Genomic DNA, 15,565 nt, shown 5'->3' on the forward strand with positions numbered 1-15,565 from the left:
TCGAGACCCGGTGGGCGTCACGGGGTCTCGACTCCGCTCGCTGGTGCTCGCGGGCTCGACCACCATGCTGTGGTCAGCCGCGGTGCTGGGCGAACCAGGGATACGTGGTGGTCGAGCCGCCGCGAGGGGCGAGCGGCGTGTCGAGACCCGGTGGGCGTCACGGGGTCTCGACTCCGCTCGCTGGCGCTCGCGGGCTCGGCCACCATGCTGTGGTCAGCCGCGGTGCTGGGCGAACCGGGGATACGTGGTGGTCGAGCTGCCGCGAGGGGCGAGCGGCGTGTCGAGACCCGGTGGGCGTCACGGGGTCTCGACTCCGCTCGCTGGTGCTCGCGGGCTCGACCACCATGCTGTGGTCAGCCGCGGTGCTGGGCGAACCAGGCCTCGACGTCGTCGGCGGTGCGGGGCAGGGAGTCGGAGAGGTTGCGGGTGCCGTCGGCGGTGACCAGGACGTCGTCCTCGATCCGGATGCCGATCCCGCGCAGCTCCTCGGGGACCAGCTCGTCGTCGGCCTGGAAGTACAGCCCCGGCTCGACGGTGAGGACCATGCCCTCGGCGTACGTGCCCTTGGCGTAGGCCTCGGGAGCCGCCTGGCCGCAGTCGTGGACGTCCATGCCGAGCATGTGGCTCACGCCGTGCAGCGTCCAGCGGGCGTAGACCTTGGACTCCGGGTCGAGCGCCTCCTCGGCGGACACCGGCAGCAGCTTCAGGTCCTCGAGCCCGTGGGCCAGCACGACCATGGCCGCCTTGTGCGAGGAGTCGAACGGCTCGCCGGGCTTGACGGCGGCGATGCCGGCCTCCTGGGCCTCGTAGACCAGCGTGTAGAGGTCGCGCTGGAGCGGGGTGAACGTGCCGTCGACCGGCAGGGTGCGGGTGACGTCGGCGGTGTAGAGGTTGTGGCCCTCGACGCCCATGTCGAGCAGGACGAGCTTGCCGGGGTCGATCGTGCCGGTGTTCTCGATCCAGTGCAGCGTCGTGGCGTGCGAGCCGCCGCCGACGATCGAGTCGTAGCCGATGTCGTTGCCCTCGGCGCGGGCGCGGCGGAAGAACGTGCCCTCGATCCAGCGCTCGCCGAACTCGAGCGCGCGGGACCACTCGGCCACGGCGTCCTCGAAGCCGCGGGCGGTGATGTCGCACGCGTGCTGGAGCTCGCCGACCTCCCACTCGTCCTTGATGAGGCGCATCTCGGAGATCACGCGGGCGAAGTCGGCGTCGAGGGTCTCGTCGCCGGCCACCAGCGTGTCGACGACCGAGGAGACGCCGCGGTGCACGCGGGTCTTGCCGGCGGCGCCGAGCGCGTCGCCGAGCCGGTCGAGGTGGCGCACCTCGATGCCGAGGGAGCTGGAGATCTCGCGCAGGGACGGGCGGCGGCCGACCCAGAGCTCGCCGTACTGGCGGTCGCGGAAGAACTCGTCGGTCTCCCGGGTCGCGCTCGGGCGCGCGTAGAGGACGGGCTCACCGTCCTCGATGACGAGCACCGCGTCGGAGGTCTGGTTGCCGGAGAAGTAGGTGTGCGCGGTGTCGGAGCGGAAGCGGTAGTCGGTGTCGTAGGACCTGACCTTCCAGGTGCCTGCGGGGAGCACGAGCCGCTCACCCGGGAACATCTCGGCCAGCCTGCGACGGCGCTCTGCGGCGTACGTCGTGATGGGGTGCGCGGGCAGGTCGACGTCGGCTCCGCCCCAGCCCTGGCGCATGAAGTTCGAGTAGGCCTCGGGCACCGCCGGGTCGTGCGATTCGGTCTTGATGTCCTTCTCGTCCGCCATGCCACTCAGCCTACGCCGTAGGCTTCCCGCCATGCCTGGCCTGCGGCAACGTCGCCGCGACACCCTCGCCTTCACGGTGGTGGTGTCGGTGCTCGTCGTGCTCGGCGGGGCCGGGATGCTTCTGGTGCTGGCCCTGTCGGGCGCCCCGCGGACCATGGTCACGGCCACCGTGCTGGCCACCGTCCCGGTGGTGCCCCTCGTGGGCTGCTACCTGTGGCTGGACCGCTACGAACCCGAACCCCGCCGCCTGCTGGCGGCGGGTCTGTTGTGGGGCGGTTTCGTGGCCACCGCCGTCGCGATCGTGCTCCAGGGCATCGGCGGGCTGTTCGTCGGCATCGACGACGACACCAGCCTGGCGCTCGTCGCGCCGCTGACCGAGGAGGCCACCAAGGGCGCCTTCCTGATCCTGCTGCTGTGGTGGCGCCGGGCCGAGCTGGACGGCGTGCTCGACGGCCTGGTGTACGCCGGCATGGTCGGCATCGGCTTCGCCTTCGTGGAGAACATCCTCTACCTGGCCGCGGCCTACAACGGCACCGACGGCAACGGGCCGGGAGGTACCTCGGCGCTCACCGCCACGTTCGTGGTGCGCTGCCTGTTCAGCCCGTTCGCGCACCCCTTCTTCACCAGCTTCACCGGCATCGGCGTCGGCATCGCGGTGGCCAGCCGCAGGCCGCTCGTCCGGTTCGTGGCGCCACTGCTCGGGTACCTCTGCGCGGCCACCGCGCACGGCATCTGGAACGGTTCGACCGTGTACGGCGGCGGCAACTTCGTCCTCGTCTACCTGGTGCTGATGGCGCCGGCGTTCCTCGGCGCGGTCGGCTTCGCGGTCTGGGCGCGGCGCTCGGAGCGCAAGATGCTGGCCGCCGCGCTCGGCGACGCCGCGCGACGCGGGCTGATCCCGGGCACCGACATCGGCTGGGTGGTCGACCTGGGCGCACGCCGCCAGAGCCGCTCGTTCGCCAAGCGCACCGGCGGCGACCAGGGCCTGCGGGCGATGCGCGACTACCAGCAGGCGGTCATCGAGCTCGGCTTCCTGCACAGCCGCTACCTGCGCGGCACGCCGCCGCCGGACTTCGCGGAGCGCGGCCAGGAGTACGTCGCGAGGATCGCCGAGGTACGTCCGAGCGTCTCCTTCCCCGGTCAGGTGGTGCCCGCTCGATGACCCACCTCCAGCACGTCGGGAGCGACAACCCGTACGACGCCCAGATGCTGACCGCCCTGGTGCGGCTGCGGGGCGCGCTCCAGCACGCCGTGCTGCCGCTCGAGCTTCCCGGCGTGGCTTCCCGGCGCAACGAGCAGCGCGAGATGGTCGACCAGCTCGAGGACTACGTCATCCCGCGCGTCATGACCCTCGACGCCCCGCTGCTCGCCGTCGTCGGTGGGTCGACCGGCGCCGGCAAGTCGACCCTGGTCAACTCGCTGGTCGGTGCCCGGGTCACCGAGCCGGGCGTCCTGCGCCCGACGACCCGCTCGCCGGTACTGGTGCACAACCCGGCCGACAGCGGCTGGTTCGGCCAGGACCGGCTGCTGCCGGACCTCGAGCGCGTGCACCGGGCCACCACCGACCCGAAGGCCCTGCAGCTCGTCGCCTCCGACGCCGTACCTCCCGGCCTCGCGATCCTCGACGCCCCCGACGTCGACTCGGTCGAGGAGAGCAACCGCACCCTGGCCGCCCAGCTGCTGGCCGCGGCCGACCTCTGGATCTTCGTGACCTCCGCGGCGCGGTACGCCGACCAGGTGCCGTGGGACTTCCTCCGCCAGGCCGCCGAGCGGTCCGCCGCCGTCGCGATCGTGCTCGACCGCACCCCGCCCGACGCCGTCGACACCGTCGCCGCGCACCTGGCCAGGATGCTCGCGTCGCGGGGGCTGAAGGACTCTCCTCTCTTCACCGTGCGGGAGGGACCGGTCAGCGCCGAGGGGCTGCTGCCCGCCGCGGCGGTGGCCGACATCAGCGGCTGGCTGCGCGACCTCGCCGCCGACTCGGGGGCCCGCGCCGCCGTGGTGAAGCAGACCCTGGACGGCGCGATCCGCACGCTCACCCGGCGTACGCACGACGTCGCCGACGGCGTCGCCGAGCAGGTCGCCGCGGAGAGACGGCTGCGCGAGGACGCCGAGCGCGCCTATGACCGGGCGATCCAGGACGTCGTCGACGCGACCGCCGACGGCACCCTGCTGCGTGGCGAGGTGCTGGCGCGTTGGCAGGAGTTCGTCGGCACCGGCGAGCTGCTGCGCGGCCTGGAGACCAAGGTCGGCTGGGTGCGCGACCGCCTGGTCAACGCGATCAAGGGGAAGCCGCAGCAGGCCGAGCGGGTGACCGTCGCCGTCGAGTCCGGCCTGGAGACGCTGATCCTCGAGCACGCCGAGGCGGCCGCCGAGCGCGCCGAGGCGTCGTGGCAGTCGCTGGCGCCGGGCCAGGCGCTGCTGGCCGACGCCGGCGAGGACCTCGGTCGCGCGTCGCGCGACCTGCGCCGCCAGGCCGAGCGGGCCGTGCGCGACTGGCAGCAGGACGTCCTGGAGATGGTGCGCACCGAGGGCGCCGAGAAGCGGAGCACGGCGAGGTTCCTGGCGTTCGGCGTGAACGGCCTGTCCGTGGCACTGATGGTCGTGGTGTTCTCGCACACCGCCGGGCTGACCGGCGCCGAGGCCGGCATCGCCGGCGGCTCGGCCGTGCTCGGGCAGAAGCTGCTGGAGGCCGTCTTCGGCGACCAGGCCGTGCGGTCGCTGGCCGACCGCGCCCGCCGGTCGCTCGCCGTACGGGTCCGCTCGTTGCTCGACGCCGAGCGCGCGAGGTACACCGACCTGCTGGACGCGCTCGCGCTCGAGGGGCAGAGCGCGGACGACCTGCGCAACGCGGCACGGCGGGTCGACGACCTGCGCTACCGGTCGGTGCGCGGCCCAGACCCCCTCTCCGACTAGGATTTCGCCCAGTAGACGCGCCGCAGACCGCCGCCGACCGTACGCAACGGGGAGACCATGACGTCCTTGCTGGAGGGGGCCAAGAGGCTCGTCTCCCGCGGCGCGGACACCTCCACCCGCATCGAGGGTCTGGACGCGGCGATCACCGCGTCGCGCGGCCACCTCCCCGACGAGCTGCTCGACCAGAGCCAGCAGGTGCTCGACCGGGTGTCGAGCCGGCTGTGGCTGTCGGCCGACCACACGGTGGTCGCGATCGCGGGAGCGACCGGCTCGGGCAAGTCGTCGACGTTCAACGCGCTGACCGGCCTGGAGCTGTCCGCGGTCGGCGTACGCCGTCCCACGACGTCCTGGGCCACCGCCTGCGTGTGGGGGGCCGAGGGCGCGGAGGACCTGCTCGACTGGCTGGGCATCCCGCCGCGGCACCGGGTCGTGCGCGACTCGATGCTCGACGCGACCCGCGAGGACGACCAGCTGCGCGGCGTGGTGCTGCTCGACCTGCCCGACCACGACTCGACCGAGGTGTCCCACCACCTGGAGGTGGACCGGCTGGTGCAGCTGGCCGACCTGATGATCTGGGTGCTGGACCCCCAGAAGTACGCCGACGCCGCGGTGCACGACCGGTACCTCGCGCCGCTGGCCACCCACCGCGACGTGATGCTGGTCGTGCTGAACCACGTCGACACCGTGCCGCCGGACCGGCTCGACTCGATGCTCGCCGACATCCACCGGCTGCTGGAGGCCGACGGTCTCGGCGGCGTACCGGTCATCGCCACCAGCGCCCGCACCGGCGAGGGCATCGACGCCCTCCGCGACGAGATCGCCTCCCGCGTCGCGGCCAAGAAGGTCGTGCGCGCGCGGCTGGAGGCCGACCTGCGCGCGGCCGCGCAGCGACTGGGCGAGGCGACGGGGTCGGCGCCCGCGCCCAAGCTGTCGAAGGAGCGGGTGGCCACGCTCGAGGACGCGCTCGCCGACTCCGCCGGCGTCCCGACGGTCGTGAAGGCCGTCGAGACCTCGACGCGCCTACGCGCCGGCCGGGCCACCGGCTGGCCGGTCGTGTCGTGGCTCTCCAAGCTGCGGCCGGACCCGTTGCGGCGGCTGCACCTCGACCTCGGGAAGTCGGGCAAGGAGCTGTCCGGCCAGCTGTCGGGACGCGCCCGGACCTCGGTCCCGGCGCCGACGCAGGTCCAGCGGGCCCGGGTCGACTCCGCGGTGCGCGGCGTGGCCGACGACGTGGCGAAGGACCTGTCGCGGCCGTGGGCGCAGGCCGTCCGCGAGGCGTCGCTGTCGCGGCGCGACGACCTCAACGACCGGCTCGACCGGGCGCTCGGCGACACCGACCTGGGGACGTCCCGGATCCCCGCGTGGGCGGGGTTCGTGCGGGTGCTCCAGTGGCTCTTCCTGCTCGCGGCGATCGGTGGGCTGCTCTGGCTCGGGGCGCTGTTCGCGGTGCGGTACCTCACCGTCGAGCTGCCGGAGACACCCGACGTCGCGGGGTACCCGCTGCCGCTCCTCCTGCTCGCGGGCGGCGTGGTGCTGGGCATCCTGTTCGCGATGTTCTGCCGGCTCCTCGTTGGCGGCACGGCGCGCCGGCGGGCGCGGGTGGCCGACAAGCGGCTGCGCGCCGGCATCGCCGAGGTGGCCGACGAGCTCGTCGTGAAGCCGGTCCAGCAGGTGCTGGCGGGGTACGACGAGGCTCGCCGGGGCATCGACCAGGCCCTGGACTGACCGTCCGGTAGCCCGCTCTCCGTCCACAGCCTCGGTTCCCGCACCCCTTCTGCACAGGGGTGACCCGCTCGGGCCGCTCGGCGTCGGTGCGGCCGCGTTCGCTCGTCGTACGGCCGCAGTCCGCGGCACGCACCGACAGAGAGCGAGACCGAGATGTACGAGACGACCGTGACCTTGCAGGGCTACGTCGGCACCGACCTGACCAGCCGGGTCGCCGGCGAGTCCGTGCTGGCCAGCTTCCGCGTGGCCTGCACGCCGCGCAGGTACCAGCGCAAGACCGAGTCCTGGGTCGACGGCCCCACCCAGTGGTACTCCGTGACCGCGTGGCGCGCCCTCGCCGACAACTGCCTCCGGTCATTGCACCGTGGCGATCCCGTGGTGGTGCACGGGCGGCTGACCGTCGGTTCCTACGTCAACCGCGACGGGATCGAGGTGAACACCCTCGACGTGGAGGCCACCCACGTCGGCCACGACCTGAGCCGTGGCACGTCGGTGTTCACCAAGACGCCGAAACCGGCGCTCGCGCCCGAGGCGGCGCGTGACGAGGTCGCCGCATGACGGCGCCTCCCGTCACGGGTGCGGCGCGAAGTCCGTGACGGCGTAGCCGATGCCGCAGTCCATGTAGCCGTCCGGGCCAGTCGAAGGAGTACGACGCGGGCTCCTTCGTCGCCCACCGCTCGAGCGCCCGGTCGCGGGCCGGCCGCGTTCCCCGGCGGGACCGGCCCGGTTACGTTCGGGTGGGCCTGTCGGATCCGCCCGGGTCCGTTCGTGGAGAGGGCGAGGGGTAGCCGTCCGGGCTGCCCGTGCACCAGAGGAGCGGGAGAATGCCGGAGTACATGATCGCCTTCAACGACGAGTGGACCCCCGACATGTCGGACGAGGTCCTGGGCGAGCGCGGCCGGCGCGGCCGGGCCGTCTGCGCCGAGATGGAGGAGGCGGGTGTCTTCATCTTCTCCCACGGCGGCCTGGACGCCTCGACCGCGATCTGCAGCGTCGTCCCGGAGGGCGAGGAGGCGGTCTTCACCGACGGGCCGTTCGTCGAGACCAAGGAGCACTTCGGCGGCCTGGCGATCATCGACGCCCCCACCGACGAGGACGCGCGCTACTGGGCGGGCCGGATCGCGGTCGCCGTCGGGTGGCCGCAGGAGGTGCACCGCTTCCCCGACCGCAACCGGCACCGCCGGGCCCCCGAGCAGCCGCAGTAGCCGCAGCCGCACGCGCGACCGTTCCAGCTGACGGCTCGGGTCACGGCCCCATGGGCGCCATCGACGGCATCTGGTGATCGGGAAGGGTGAGTCCGGGCACCGCGTCGGGAGCGACGAAGACGAGCACGCCCAAGGCGAGGAGGACGAGCGCCGTGCCGTACGTCGATGTCCGCCGCCATGGAAGGACCTTCTCGATGGCGATGAGGCCGGCGACCACGGCCATCCAGGTCACGCTCATCACCCCCAACGCGAAGAGCGATGCCATCAGTGCCCAGCAGCAGCCGACGCACCACGCACCGTTCTTCAGACCCATGCCGAGCGCTCCACGCCAGCCGTCGCGCCACGATCCGAGGAGGAACCCCAGAGGGCTGTGGCACTTGCCCAGGCATGCGTTCTTGAGCGGCGTCACCTCATAGACAGCCGCCACGACGAGGGTCGCCCCGGCGACGGTGCGCCCGGCGTCCTCCCACGCCAGCGCACCGCCGAGGACGTTGGTGGCGGCCACCCCGATGAGGAAGGCAACGATCCCGGCGCCCGTCCAGGTGATGAGGTAGCCGGCAGCGAACGCGAACGGCGCCAGCCGCGACGTCCCGCTCAGCTTCGCGTACAACGCGACCGTCGGGGCGACCGACGGAAACATCATCGCCGCCATCATCACGACCCAGACACCCAGGAACCAGCCGAACGTCCCGAGACCCGTCCACGGCCCTCGGTCCATGCCGCGCATCTCGCCGACGGTCCACCACCAGCCGAGCCCGGCCAGCGCGAACAGGACGGCCACCAGCCCCAGCTGGACGCGCACCGCTGCGAACGCCGGGCGAAGCCCCGTGCCGGCGGACGAACCCGCCGGCTGGACCGCGGTCATGTCCTCAGGCGGCCCACGAGAAGTCCGACGTCGACAGCCCGGTCTTCGCGTCGTACTCGATCCCGAACGCACTGATCCTGGATCGTTTCGCCTCGGCCATCGTCAAGTCCGAACCGACCGGGTGGAACATCCCGGCGAACCTCACCGGCTCACCGGTCTCGACTCCGAAGGGGACGATGTCGTGCACCTCGAAGTCGATCCCGTCGCCCACCCGCACGCTGTGGCGCACCCCGTCGTCCTCGACGACGATCGCCGCGCGCTCGACGCCCAGCATCTCGCCGATCAGCGGAGCCAGCCCGGCCATCGGGCCGCCCAGCTGCCCGCTGAAGACCTGGACGAGCTTCTCGAACTGGTCGTCGGAGGCTGCGTCGTCGACGAACACGCCGACGCGCCAGTTGCCCTCGGTCATCACCTTCGGCGTGTCGGCGATCAGAGCAACCTTGCAGCCGGCGATGTCCGTGCCGTCGACCGTCCCTTCACGGACGTTGAAGACCAGGGTGACGCGGCAGAAGTCGTAGGTGGCTCCATGGTCCAGCGACAGGTTGCACGGGCACATCAGCTCGCACGAGCAGGTCTCGACGTAGCTCCCCTTCAGGTTCCAGGACATCAGGCCCTCCCTTTCCTCAACCATTGAGTCTCTCGCCGTGCCGAACCAGCGTCAACGGGCGCCACCCCCACCTGAAGAGGCGTGCAGGAAGGCGCTGCGAAGATGGCCGGGTGCGCCGTGCCGTGGGTCCGCTGCTCGCGGTCACCGTGGCGCTCGTGCTGGCCGACTCGGCGGTCGTCACGCTCGCGCTGCCCGCCATCCTGCGGCACCTGGACACCACCGTCGGGCAGGTCGCGTGGGTGCTGATCGCCTTCAACCTGGTCCTCGGCCTCGCTGCGGTGCCGACGGCGATCGGGTTCGCCCGGGCGCAGCCGCGGGTCTTCGCCGCGGTGGGCATCGCGGTGTTCGCGGGCGCCTCCGCGTGGTGCGCGATGGCCGGGTCGATCGAGTCGCTGGTGATCGCCCGGTGCGTGCAGGCGCTCGGTGGCGCGCTGGCGCTGGTGGGCTGTCTCGAGCTGCTGGTGGCGGCGTACGGCGAGCGGCGCGGGGTCACTGCCTGGGTCACCGCAGGCGTGGTCGGGACGGCGACGGGGCCGGTGGCGGGCGGGCTGCTGACCGAGGCGTTCTCGTGGCAGGCGATCTTCGTGGTGCAGGTGCCGTTCGCCGTGCTCGCGGTGCCCGCGGCCCTGTCCATGTCGCACGCCGCCGTACCCGCGCCGGACCGGCATCGCCCCGCCATCCGCCCGAACCTCACCCTGGCATTGCTGTCGGCGGCCCTGACGGCGGCCTTGTTCCTGCTGGTGCTGCTCCTGGTGGAGGGGTGGCAGCGCAGCCCGTCGACGGCGGCGGTGACCGTGTCCGTGGTGCCACTGGCCGCCCTGCTCGCGCGGCCGCTGGCCCGGGTCCTCGGGCCGCCGCCCGAGGTCGAGGTGGCGGCCGGCTGCTTCCTGATCGCCGGAGGACTGGCCGGCCTCGGCCTGCTGCCCTCGGCCGACCTCGCCTGGACGATCGCGCCGCAGGCCCTCGTCGGGCTCGGGCTGGGGCTGACAGCGGACCGGCTGACCGCGCAGGCGATGGAGCTGCGGTTGCCGCGCGCCCACCACGCGGGGTGGACGATCGGCGCCCGCCACGTCGGCGTGGTCGTGGGGCTGGCCATCCTGACGCCGGTGTTCACCGCCGACCTCCAGGACGCCCAGGTGCCGGCGCAGGAGGCCATCACCGCTCTCGTGCTGGACGCTCCGCTTCTCCCCGACGACAAGGTCAAGGTGGCCGAGGCGCTCGGCCGTGAGCTGTCGGCCCAGCGGGGGAGGGTCCCGGACCTGCACCGCGCCTTCGCGTCGCTCGACCTCGCGCCCGGCGAGCGCCCGGCCGCCGCGCGGCTCGAGCGCGATCTCGACGAGCAGCTGGAGCGCGCGGCCACCCGGGCGTTCCGCGACTCCTTCGTCATCGGCGCGGGGCTCGCGCTCCTCGCCCTGCTCACGGTGGCGATCCCGCGCAGGCGGCCGGCCCGATGACGTCGTGGCTGCGGTGGACCGCCCTCCCCGTGCTCGCCGTGGCCCTGGTCGCCGGCGTGCTCGCGGTCCAGGTCGGCCACGGCGGCGGGTCGTTCGAGCCGCTCCACCCCGCCGACCCCTGCGTCGAGCGCGAGGTCACCTCACGGGCCGAGGGCATCGACGCCCTGACCGAGCGCCTCGTCCTGCTCGGCATCGACGGTGCCGCCTGCCGCCTGCACATCAACCGCGAGGCGCTCACCCTAGAGCTGGCGCAGTCCGACGACCCGACCGATGCGCAGGTCGACGCGCTGCGCGGGGGCCTGCACGACGCCGTGCACCGGATGAAGGCCGACGGCACCCTGCCGCCGATCTCGTCGTTCGTCGACGAGGCCCTCGACAACGCCGACCTCAACGGGTTCCTGAAGGCCGCCATCAGGGCCCTCCCGGACTCCGTCATCGACGCGGCGCTGAAGACCGACGACGTGCTGGACCGCACGATCGACGACCTCGACCTGCGCGAGCTGCTCGCGAACGTCGACGACCAGGACGACCTCAACCGGCAGGTCGAGGCCGCCGTCACCCAGGCGGTCAAGGACTCCCTGGTCGACCGGCTGCGCAACCTGCTCTGAGCGGGGCACTCCGCCCACCCCATCACTGGTCCAGACCGGCGTTGACGTTCGAGCCCTAATGATTAGAGTCCTAAGTATTAGAGGTTCAAGGACTCGGGCTTCATGAAGGAGTTCTGGATGACCACCACCGACACCATCGAGACCACGACGCACGCGGGCGGCGCGGACCCCGGGCACATCCTCCAGATCGGCATGGGTTTCTGGGCGTCGAAGACGCTGCTCTCCGCCGTCGAGATGGGCCTGTTCACCGAGCTCGGCGACGGCCGGCTGACGGGGCCGCAGATCGGGGACCGGCTCGGGCTGCACCAGAGGAGCGGCGCGGACTTCCTGGATGCGCTCGTCGCGCTCGGTCTGCTCGACCGCGAGGGCGACGGACCCGGCGCCCGATACGGCAACACGACCGACACGGCGCTCTTCCTCGACAAGCGGTCGCCTGCCTACCTCGGCGGCATCCTGGAGATGTCGTCCGCGAGGCTGTACGGCTTCTGGGGCTCGCTGACCGAAGCCCTGCGCACCGGCCTCCCGCAGAGCGAGGTCAAGACGGGCGCACCGAGCCTGTTCGAGGGCGTCTACGCCGATCCCGAGCACCTCGAGGCCTTCCTCGACGCCATGAGCGGCCTCCAGCTCGGCGCCTTCAACGCCCTCGCGCACACCCTCGATCTGCGGGGCCACGCGACGTTCTGTGATCTCGGTGGGGCCAACGGCGAGCTGGCCGCGACCATCGCGGCGGCCAACCCGCACCTCACCGGCACGGTGTTCGACCTGCCCCCGGTCGTCCCGATCGCGGACCTCCACCTCGCTGGCAAGGGGGTGGGCGATCGGGTCACCGCAGTCGCCGGCGACTTCTTCGTCGACGACCTCCCGGCGGCGGACGTCTACTTCCTGGGCAACGTCCTGCACGACTGGGACGAGCGGGGGAAGCAGGCGCTCATCGACAAGGCGTACGCCGCCCTGCCGTCCGGCGGCATCCTCGTCGCCATCGAGAACGTCATCGACGATGCCCGTCGCACCAACGCCTTCGGGCTCCTCATGTCGCTGAACATGCTCATCGAGCTGCCCGGCGGCTTCGACTACACCGGCGCGCAGTTCGACACCTGGGCCCGCCGTGCCGGGTTCGCTCGCACGGAGGTCCGCCACCTGGCCGGACCCACCAGTGCCGCCATCGCCTACAAGCAGTGACCTTCGGGGACCAGGAGGGATGTCATGACCAGCAACCTGTCCACGACGCACAGCCCGAGCCGGCGAGGCTTCCTGAGCCGGGCGGCGATGATGGCTGCCGCGCCCGCCGCGGCCGCGATCGTCGGCCCCGGGCTCGCCGCCGGGAGGGCTGAGGCTGCCGAGGGTGACCTGCCGTCGTACGCGCCCGTGCCCGCGGCGTCGTTCGGCCCCGCACTGAACGCCGACGGTTACTTCGTCGGGAGGATCCAGGACAACCTCTACTGGGTCACCGACGGCTTCTACCAGTCCATGTTCCTCGCGGGTGCCAGGGGCGTCGTCGTCGTGGACGCTCCGCCGACCATCGGGCACAACCTCGTGCGTGCCATCAACCAGGTGACGGCCGAGGCGGGCACGTCGTCCACGGTGACGCACCTCGTCTACTCGCACTCCCACGCCGACCACATCGGGGCGTCGTCGATCTTCGGTGACGACGTGGTCCGGGTCGGCCACGTGGAGACACGTCGGCTGCTGCGTGAGGCCGGCGACCCGAACCGCCCACCGCCGACGCTGACCTTCAGCGACCGTCGCGTGCTCGCGGTCGGCGCCGATCGGCTGGAGCTGGAGTACCACGGGCCGAACCACTCGCCGGACAACATCTTCATCTACGCACCCCGGCAGCGGACCCTGATGGTGGTCGACGTCGTCTTCCCCGGCTGGGTGCCGTTCAAGAACCTGGCGGTGTCCCAGGACATCCCTGGCTGGGTGCGCGCCCACGACGTCGCGCTGGACTACGGGTGGACGACCCTCGTGGGCGGGCACCTCGGCCGTCTGGGCGTCCGCGCCGACGTGGAGCTCCAGCGGCAGTACGTGCACGACCTCGACGACAGCGTGCGGCAGACCCTGGCGAGCCTGGACCCGACGCCGTTCTTCCAGCAGTACGGCCCTTCGGGCAATGCCTGGGCGATCTTCAAGGGCTACCTGGATGCGGCCGCCGTCCAGGCGGCTGCGCCCGTGGTCGACAAGTACCTCGGCCAGCTCGGCGGCGCCGATGTCTTCACCGTCGACAACGCGGCGGTGCTGTTCGAGTCGCTGAGGATCGACGCGGGTCGCCTCGGCCCGTTCGGCATCCGACCGTGAGGTGCGGTCGAACGATGTAGCCTCTGACCTTCAGCACTCTAACCAACGGACCTGAAGGAAGGCGCCCACACCATGGGAGAGCCACGCGACCCCGACGAGCATCCCGGCGGCCGCCCCGGCGAGGGCGCGGCCGCCGGAACGCCGCGTCGCGTCGACCGCGTCGCCTTCGGGCGCGAGTTCCCATCGGGGGAGGCCAGCGCCACCGAGTGTGCGCAGAACCTGGTGCGCACCGCAGAGCTCTTCCTCGACGCCGACATGCGCGCACTGCGCCACCACGGGCTCTCCGTCCCGGCCCGCATCCTGCTGGGCACCCTGGAGGGGGCCGGCGAGCCGCTCTCGCACTCGGCCATCGCCGAGCGGCTCTTCGTGACGGGAGCGAGTGTCACCTCGCTGGTGGACACCCTCGAGCGTCGCGGCCTGGTCCGGCGGATCCGCGACACCGACGACCGCCGGGTGGTGCTCGTCCAGCTCACCGATGCGGCGTACCCCGTCATCGACAGCTTCCTGGCCGAGGTGACCACGCTCCATGCCCACGTGTTCGCGGGCCTCGACGAGCAGGAGCGCGAGACGTTCGTCCGCCTGCTGGCCAAGGTCGCCGCCGCGCTCGAGTCCCTCGACGTGAAGGCCGCCGTCGCCGCCACTCGTCCTCGGAGGCGGTCGCGGGGGCGGGCAGCCGGTGCGCGTCGCGCGTCAGCCGGCTGACCCGGCCGGAGGCTCGTAGCCGATCCACGCGTCGTCCTCGGCGATCGCCTGGAGCTGGTCGAGCGTGAGCGGCGCGTCCGGTGCGGCGATCGGGGATCCCCAACCCCACTTGTCGCTGGTCGCGTTGGTCGCGGCGACGTACACGAGGCCGCCGTTCTCGCGGGCCTCCACCACTTCGTGCACGACCACGCCACCACTCGTCGTGACCGACCGGCGACCGATCGGCTGGCCGTCCTCACCGAGGATCTCGGTGCAGGAGTCGAAACGCGTCAGGTTGCCCGGGCAGGTGTACGTGGCGTCGGAGAACCCGGTCACGTAGAGGATCAGGTTCGCGCTGCCGGTGACGGTCCCGTCGGTGGTGACACGAGCCACCAGGTACCCCGGGCTCTTCGTCTCCGGCTCGTCGGGCGCGCGGTCCTCGTTGGTGAGCCGGACGTCGGTCAGCCCGATCCCGTCCGGCGCGAGCCGCTCGAAGTGGGCCGCCATCTCGGCCGCGGGCATCGAGGCCCACGCGTCGTTGTCCACCAGCTGCGGCACGGCCGCGGGCGTCGGCGTCACCGAGGGCGTCGGGTCGGTGGCCACGTCGGTGCCCGCGGTGGAGTCCGAGCCGACGGATGCCACGAGCGGTACGGCGACAAGCGCCGCCGCGCACAGGCCACCGGCCACCGTCCCGATCCGCCGCCGACGGCGCAGCCGTCGTCCGCGCACGGTCGCCGTCGCCGTCAGGCTGGGAACCGGTGCGGTCAGGTGGTCGGTGGCGCGGTGCAGCACCTCCCGCACCAGGGTCTCGTGGTGGGTGGTCATCGGTGGCTCCCTCGCGTGTCGTCGGGGACGGGCTCCAGGTGGTCGGCGAGTCGGCGCAGGGCCCTCAGGCTGCGGTTCTTCACCGCGGCCTCGCTGAGCCCCAGGGTCGTGGCGGTCTCGGCGACCGAGCGGTCGTCCCAGTACCGCAGCACCACGACCGCGCGGTCGGTCCGGCTCAGGCCGTCGAGCGCGCCGACCAGGGCCAGCCGCTCGACCTGGGCGTCGGCGGGGTCGGCGCCGCCGCCTCCGGTGTCGACGCGTGGCTCGGCGACCGGCAGCTCGGAGGTCCAGCGTCGCCGACGGTCGGAGAGGAACGACTTCATGAGCACGCCGTGCACGTAGGCCACCGGGTCGTCGGCGCGCCGGACCCGGGACCACGCGGCGTACGCCTTGGTCAGCGCGGTCTGCACCAGGTCCTCGGCCGAGGACCGGCTGCCGGTGAGCAGCCACGCCTGCCGGTAGAGGTGGTCGGCCCGCGCCGCCACGAAGGCCGAGAACTCCTCGTCGCCGTCCATCCGCGCTGCCCGTCTCCTCGCCGATCGGTGCCCGTCATGAGTATCGACGCGTTGCCGCGGTCGGAGGTCTCAGCCGGATTCCGGCATTTCTGGTCGCGACCCGTGCGCC

Annotated in this window: 15 protein-coding genes; 10 read left to right on the plus strand and 5 right to left on the minus strand. The window is 72.5% G+C overall.

Translation table 11 applies throughout. The features are described 5' to 3' along the window. Nucleotides 1–353: 353 nt before the first annotated feature. Nucleotides 354–1,760, minus strand: coding sequence for an aminopeptidase P family protein (locus ISU07_RS07420; protein ID WP_194706153.1), 1,407 nt, complete (start codon nt 1,758–1,760; stop codon nt 354–356). Nucleotides 1,761–1,791: 31 nt separating this feature from the next. Between ISU07_RS07420 and ISU07_RS07425 the strand changes: the two genes are divergently transcribed. The 5 genes from ISU07_RS07425 to ISU07_RS07445 all read left to right on the plus strand — a co-directional run bounded on the left by ISU07_RS07425 (nt 1,792) and on the right by ISU07_RS07445 (nt 7,606). Then, nucleotides 1,792–2,922: a PrsW family intramembrane metalloprotease gene (locus ISU07_RS07425; RefSeq protein ID WP_194706154.1), complete on the plus strand. Its 1,131-nt coding sequence runs from the start codon at nt 1,792–1,794 to the stop codon at nt 2,920–2,922. Then, the gene (locus ISU07_RS07430) at nt 2,919–4,676 is read left to right on the plus strand and encodes a dynamin family protein (protein ID WP_228521498.1); all 1,758 of its coding nucleotides are present in this window, start codon (nt 2,919–2,921) and stop codon (nt 4,674–4,676) included. Before ISU07_RS07425 ends, ISU07_RS07430 begins: the two co-directional genes overlap by 4 nt. Before the next feature lie 57 nt (nt 4,677–4,733). Next, nucleotides 4,734–6,401, plus strand: a complete 1,668-nt coding sequence (locus ISU07_RS07435; RefSeq protein ID WP_194706155.1) for a YfjP family GTPase — start codon at nt 4,734–4,736, stop codon at nt 6,399–6,401. A 168-nt stretch (nt 6,402–6,569) separates the two neighbouring features. Continuing rightward, nucleotides 6,570–6,959, plus strand: a complete 390-nt coding sequence (locus ISU07_RS07440; protein ID WP_194706156.1) for a single-stranded DNA-binding protein — start codon at nt 6,570–6,572, stop codon at nt 6,957–6,959. A 266-nt stretch (nt 6,960–7,225) separates the two neighbouring features. Further along, on the plus strand, nt 7,226–7,606 hold the full coding sequence (locus tag ISU07_RS07445) for a YciI family protein (protein WP_194706157.1): 381 nt from the start codon (nt 7,226–7,228) through the stop codon (nt 7,604–7,606). A 40-nt stretch (nt 7,607–7,646) separates the two neighbouring features. On the opposite strand, the gene ISU07_RS07450 is transcribed toward ISU07_RS07445, so the two are convergent. Together ISU07_RS07450 and ISU07_RS07455 are read right to left on the minus strand one after the other, a co-directional pair. Further along, nucleotides 7,647–8,471: a DUF2182 domain-containing protein gene (locus tag ISU07_RS07450; RefSeq protein WP_194706158.1), complete on the minus strand. Its 825-nt coding sequence runs from the start codon at nt 8,469–8,471 to the stop codon at nt 7,647–7,649. 4 nt (nt 8,472–8,475) lie between these two features. Continuing rightward, complete coding sequence (locus tag ISU07_RS07455; RefSeq protein WP_194706159.1) at nt 8,476–9,078, minus strand: DUF1326 domain-containing protein; 603 nt, start codon at nt 9,076–9,078, stop codon at nt 8,476–8,478. A gap of 110 nt (nt 9,079–9,188) precedes the next feature. Here ISU07_RS07455 and ISU07_RS07460 point away from each other — a divergent pair, with 110 nt between their 5' ends. The 5 genes from ISU07_RS07460 (at nt 9,189) to ISU07_RS07480 (ending at nt 14,137) form a co-directional block, all read left to right on the plus strand. After that, nucleotides 9,189–10,532, plus strand: a complete 1,344-nt coding sequence (locus ISU07_RS07460) for an MFS transporter (RefSeq protein WP_194706160.1) — start codon at nt 9,189–9,191, stop codon at nt 10,530–10,532. Next, nucleotides 10,529–11,140 (plus strand): hypothetical protein, encoded by a 612-nt coding sequence (locus tag ISU07_RS07465; RefSeq protein ID WP_194706161.1) that lies wholly within the window; start codon nt 10,529–10,531, stop codon nt 11,138–11,140. Before ISU07_RS07460 ends, ISU07_RS07465 begins: the two co-directional genes overlap by 4 nt. A 117-nt stretch (nt 11,141–11,257) precedes the next feature. After that, nucleotides 11,258–12,319 (plus strand): methyltransferase, encoded by a 1,062-nt coding sequence (locus tag ISU07_RS07470; protein WP_194706162.1) that lies wholly within the window; start codon nt 11,258–11,260, stop codon nt 12,317–12,319. A gap of 24 nt (nt 12,320–12,343) precedes the next feature. Further along, nucleotides 12,344–13,435 (plus strand): MBL fold metallo-hydrolase, encoded by a 1,092-nt coding sequence (locus tag ISU07_RS07475; protein ID WP_194706163.1) that lies wholly within the window; start codon nt 12,344–12,346, stop codon nt 13,433–13,435. Between the two features lie 72 nt (nt 13,436–13,507). Next, a complete protein-coding gene (locus ISU07_RS07480; protein ID WP_194706164.1) occupies nt 13,508–14,137 on the plus strand; it encodes a MarR family winged helix-turn-helix transcriptional regulator in 630 nt (209 codons plus the stop codon). On the opposite strand, the gene ISU07_RS07485 is transcribed toward ISU07_RS07480, so the two are convergent. Next, nucleotides 14,126–14,941 carry a hypothetical protein gene (locus ISU07_RS07485; RefSeq protein ID WP_194706165.1) on the minus strand — a complete coding sequence of 272 codons (816 nt, stop codon included), beginning with the start codon at nt 14,939–14,941 and terminating at the stop codon, nt 14,126–14,128. The genes ISU07_RS07480 and ISU07_RS07485 overlap by 12 nt on opposite strands. Further along, complete coding sequence (locus tag ISU07_RS07490) at nt 14,938–15,456, minus strand: SigE family RNA polymerase sigma factor (protein ID WP_194706166.1); 519 nt, start codon at nt 15,454–15,456, stop codon at nt 14,938–14,940. The genes ISU07_RS07485 and ISU07_RS07490 overlap by 4 nt, the downstream gene beginning before the upstream one ends. Between the last annotated feature and the right edge of the window lie 109 nt (nt 15,457–15,565).

This window comes from Nocardioides islandensis (genome assembly GCF_015352455.1).
In the GTDB taxonomy this organism is placed as follows: domain Bacteria; phylum Actinomycetota; class Actinomycetes; order Propionibacteriales; family Nocardioidaceae; genus Nocardioides; species Nocardioides islandensis.

Excerpts from the sequence above, each read along its gene's own strand:
- ISU07_RS07420 (WP_194706153.1), bottom strand. The coding sequence starts at position 1,760 with ATGGCGGACGAGAAGGACATCAAGACCGAATCGCACGACCCGGCGGTG.
- ISU07_RS07425 (WP_194706154.1), top strand. The coding sequence starts at position 1,792 with ATGCCTGGCCTGCGGCAACGTCGCCGCGACACCCTCGCCTTCACGGTG.
- ISU07_RS07430 (WP_228521498.1), top strand. The coding sequence starts at position 2,919 with ATGACCCACCTCCAGCACGTCGGGAGCGACAACCCGTACGACGCCCAG.
- ISU07_RS07435 (WP_194706155.1), top strand. The coding sequence starts at position 4,734 with ATGACGTCCTTGCTGGAGGGGGCCAAGAGGCTCGTCTCCCGCGGCGCG.
- ISU07_RS07445 (WP_194706157.1), top strand. The coding sequence starts at position 7,226 with ATGCCGGAGTACATGATCGCCTTCAACGACGAGTGGACCCCCGACATG.
- ISU07_RS07450 (WP_194706158.1), bottom strand. The coding sequence starts at position 8,471 with ATGACCGCGGTCCAGCCGGCGGGTTCGTCCGCCGGCACGGGGCTTCGC.
- ISU07_RS07455 (WP_194706159.1), bottom strand. The coding sequence starts at position 9,078 with ATGTCCTGGAACCTGAAGGGGAGCTACGTCGAGACCTGCTCGTGCGAG.
- ISU07_RS07465 (WP_194706161.1), top strand. The coding sequence starts at position 10,529 with ATGACGTCGTGGCTGCGGTGGACCGCCCTCCCCGTGCTCGCCGTGGCC.
- ISU07_RS07470 (WP_194706162.1), top strand. The coding sequence starts at position 11,258 with ATGACCACCACCGACACCATCGAGACCACGACGCACGCGGGCGGCGCG.
- ISU07_RS07475 (WP_194706163.1), top strand. The coding sequence starts at position 12,344 with ATGACCAGCAACCTGTCCACGACGCACAGCCCGAGCCGGCGAGGCTTC.
- ISU07_RS07480 (WP_194706164.1), top strand. The coding sequence starts at position 13,508 with ATGGGAGAGCCACGCGACCCCGACGAGCATCCCGGCGGCCGCCCCGGC.
- ISU07_RS07485 (WP_194706165.1), bottom strand. The coding sequence starts at position 14,941 with ATGACCACCCACCACGAGACCCTGGTGCGGGAGGTGCTGCACCGCGCC.
- ISU07_RS07490 (WP_194706166.1), bottom strand. The coding sequence starts at position 15,456 with ATGGACGGCGACGAGGAGTTCTCGGCCTTCGTGGCGGCGCGGGCCGAC.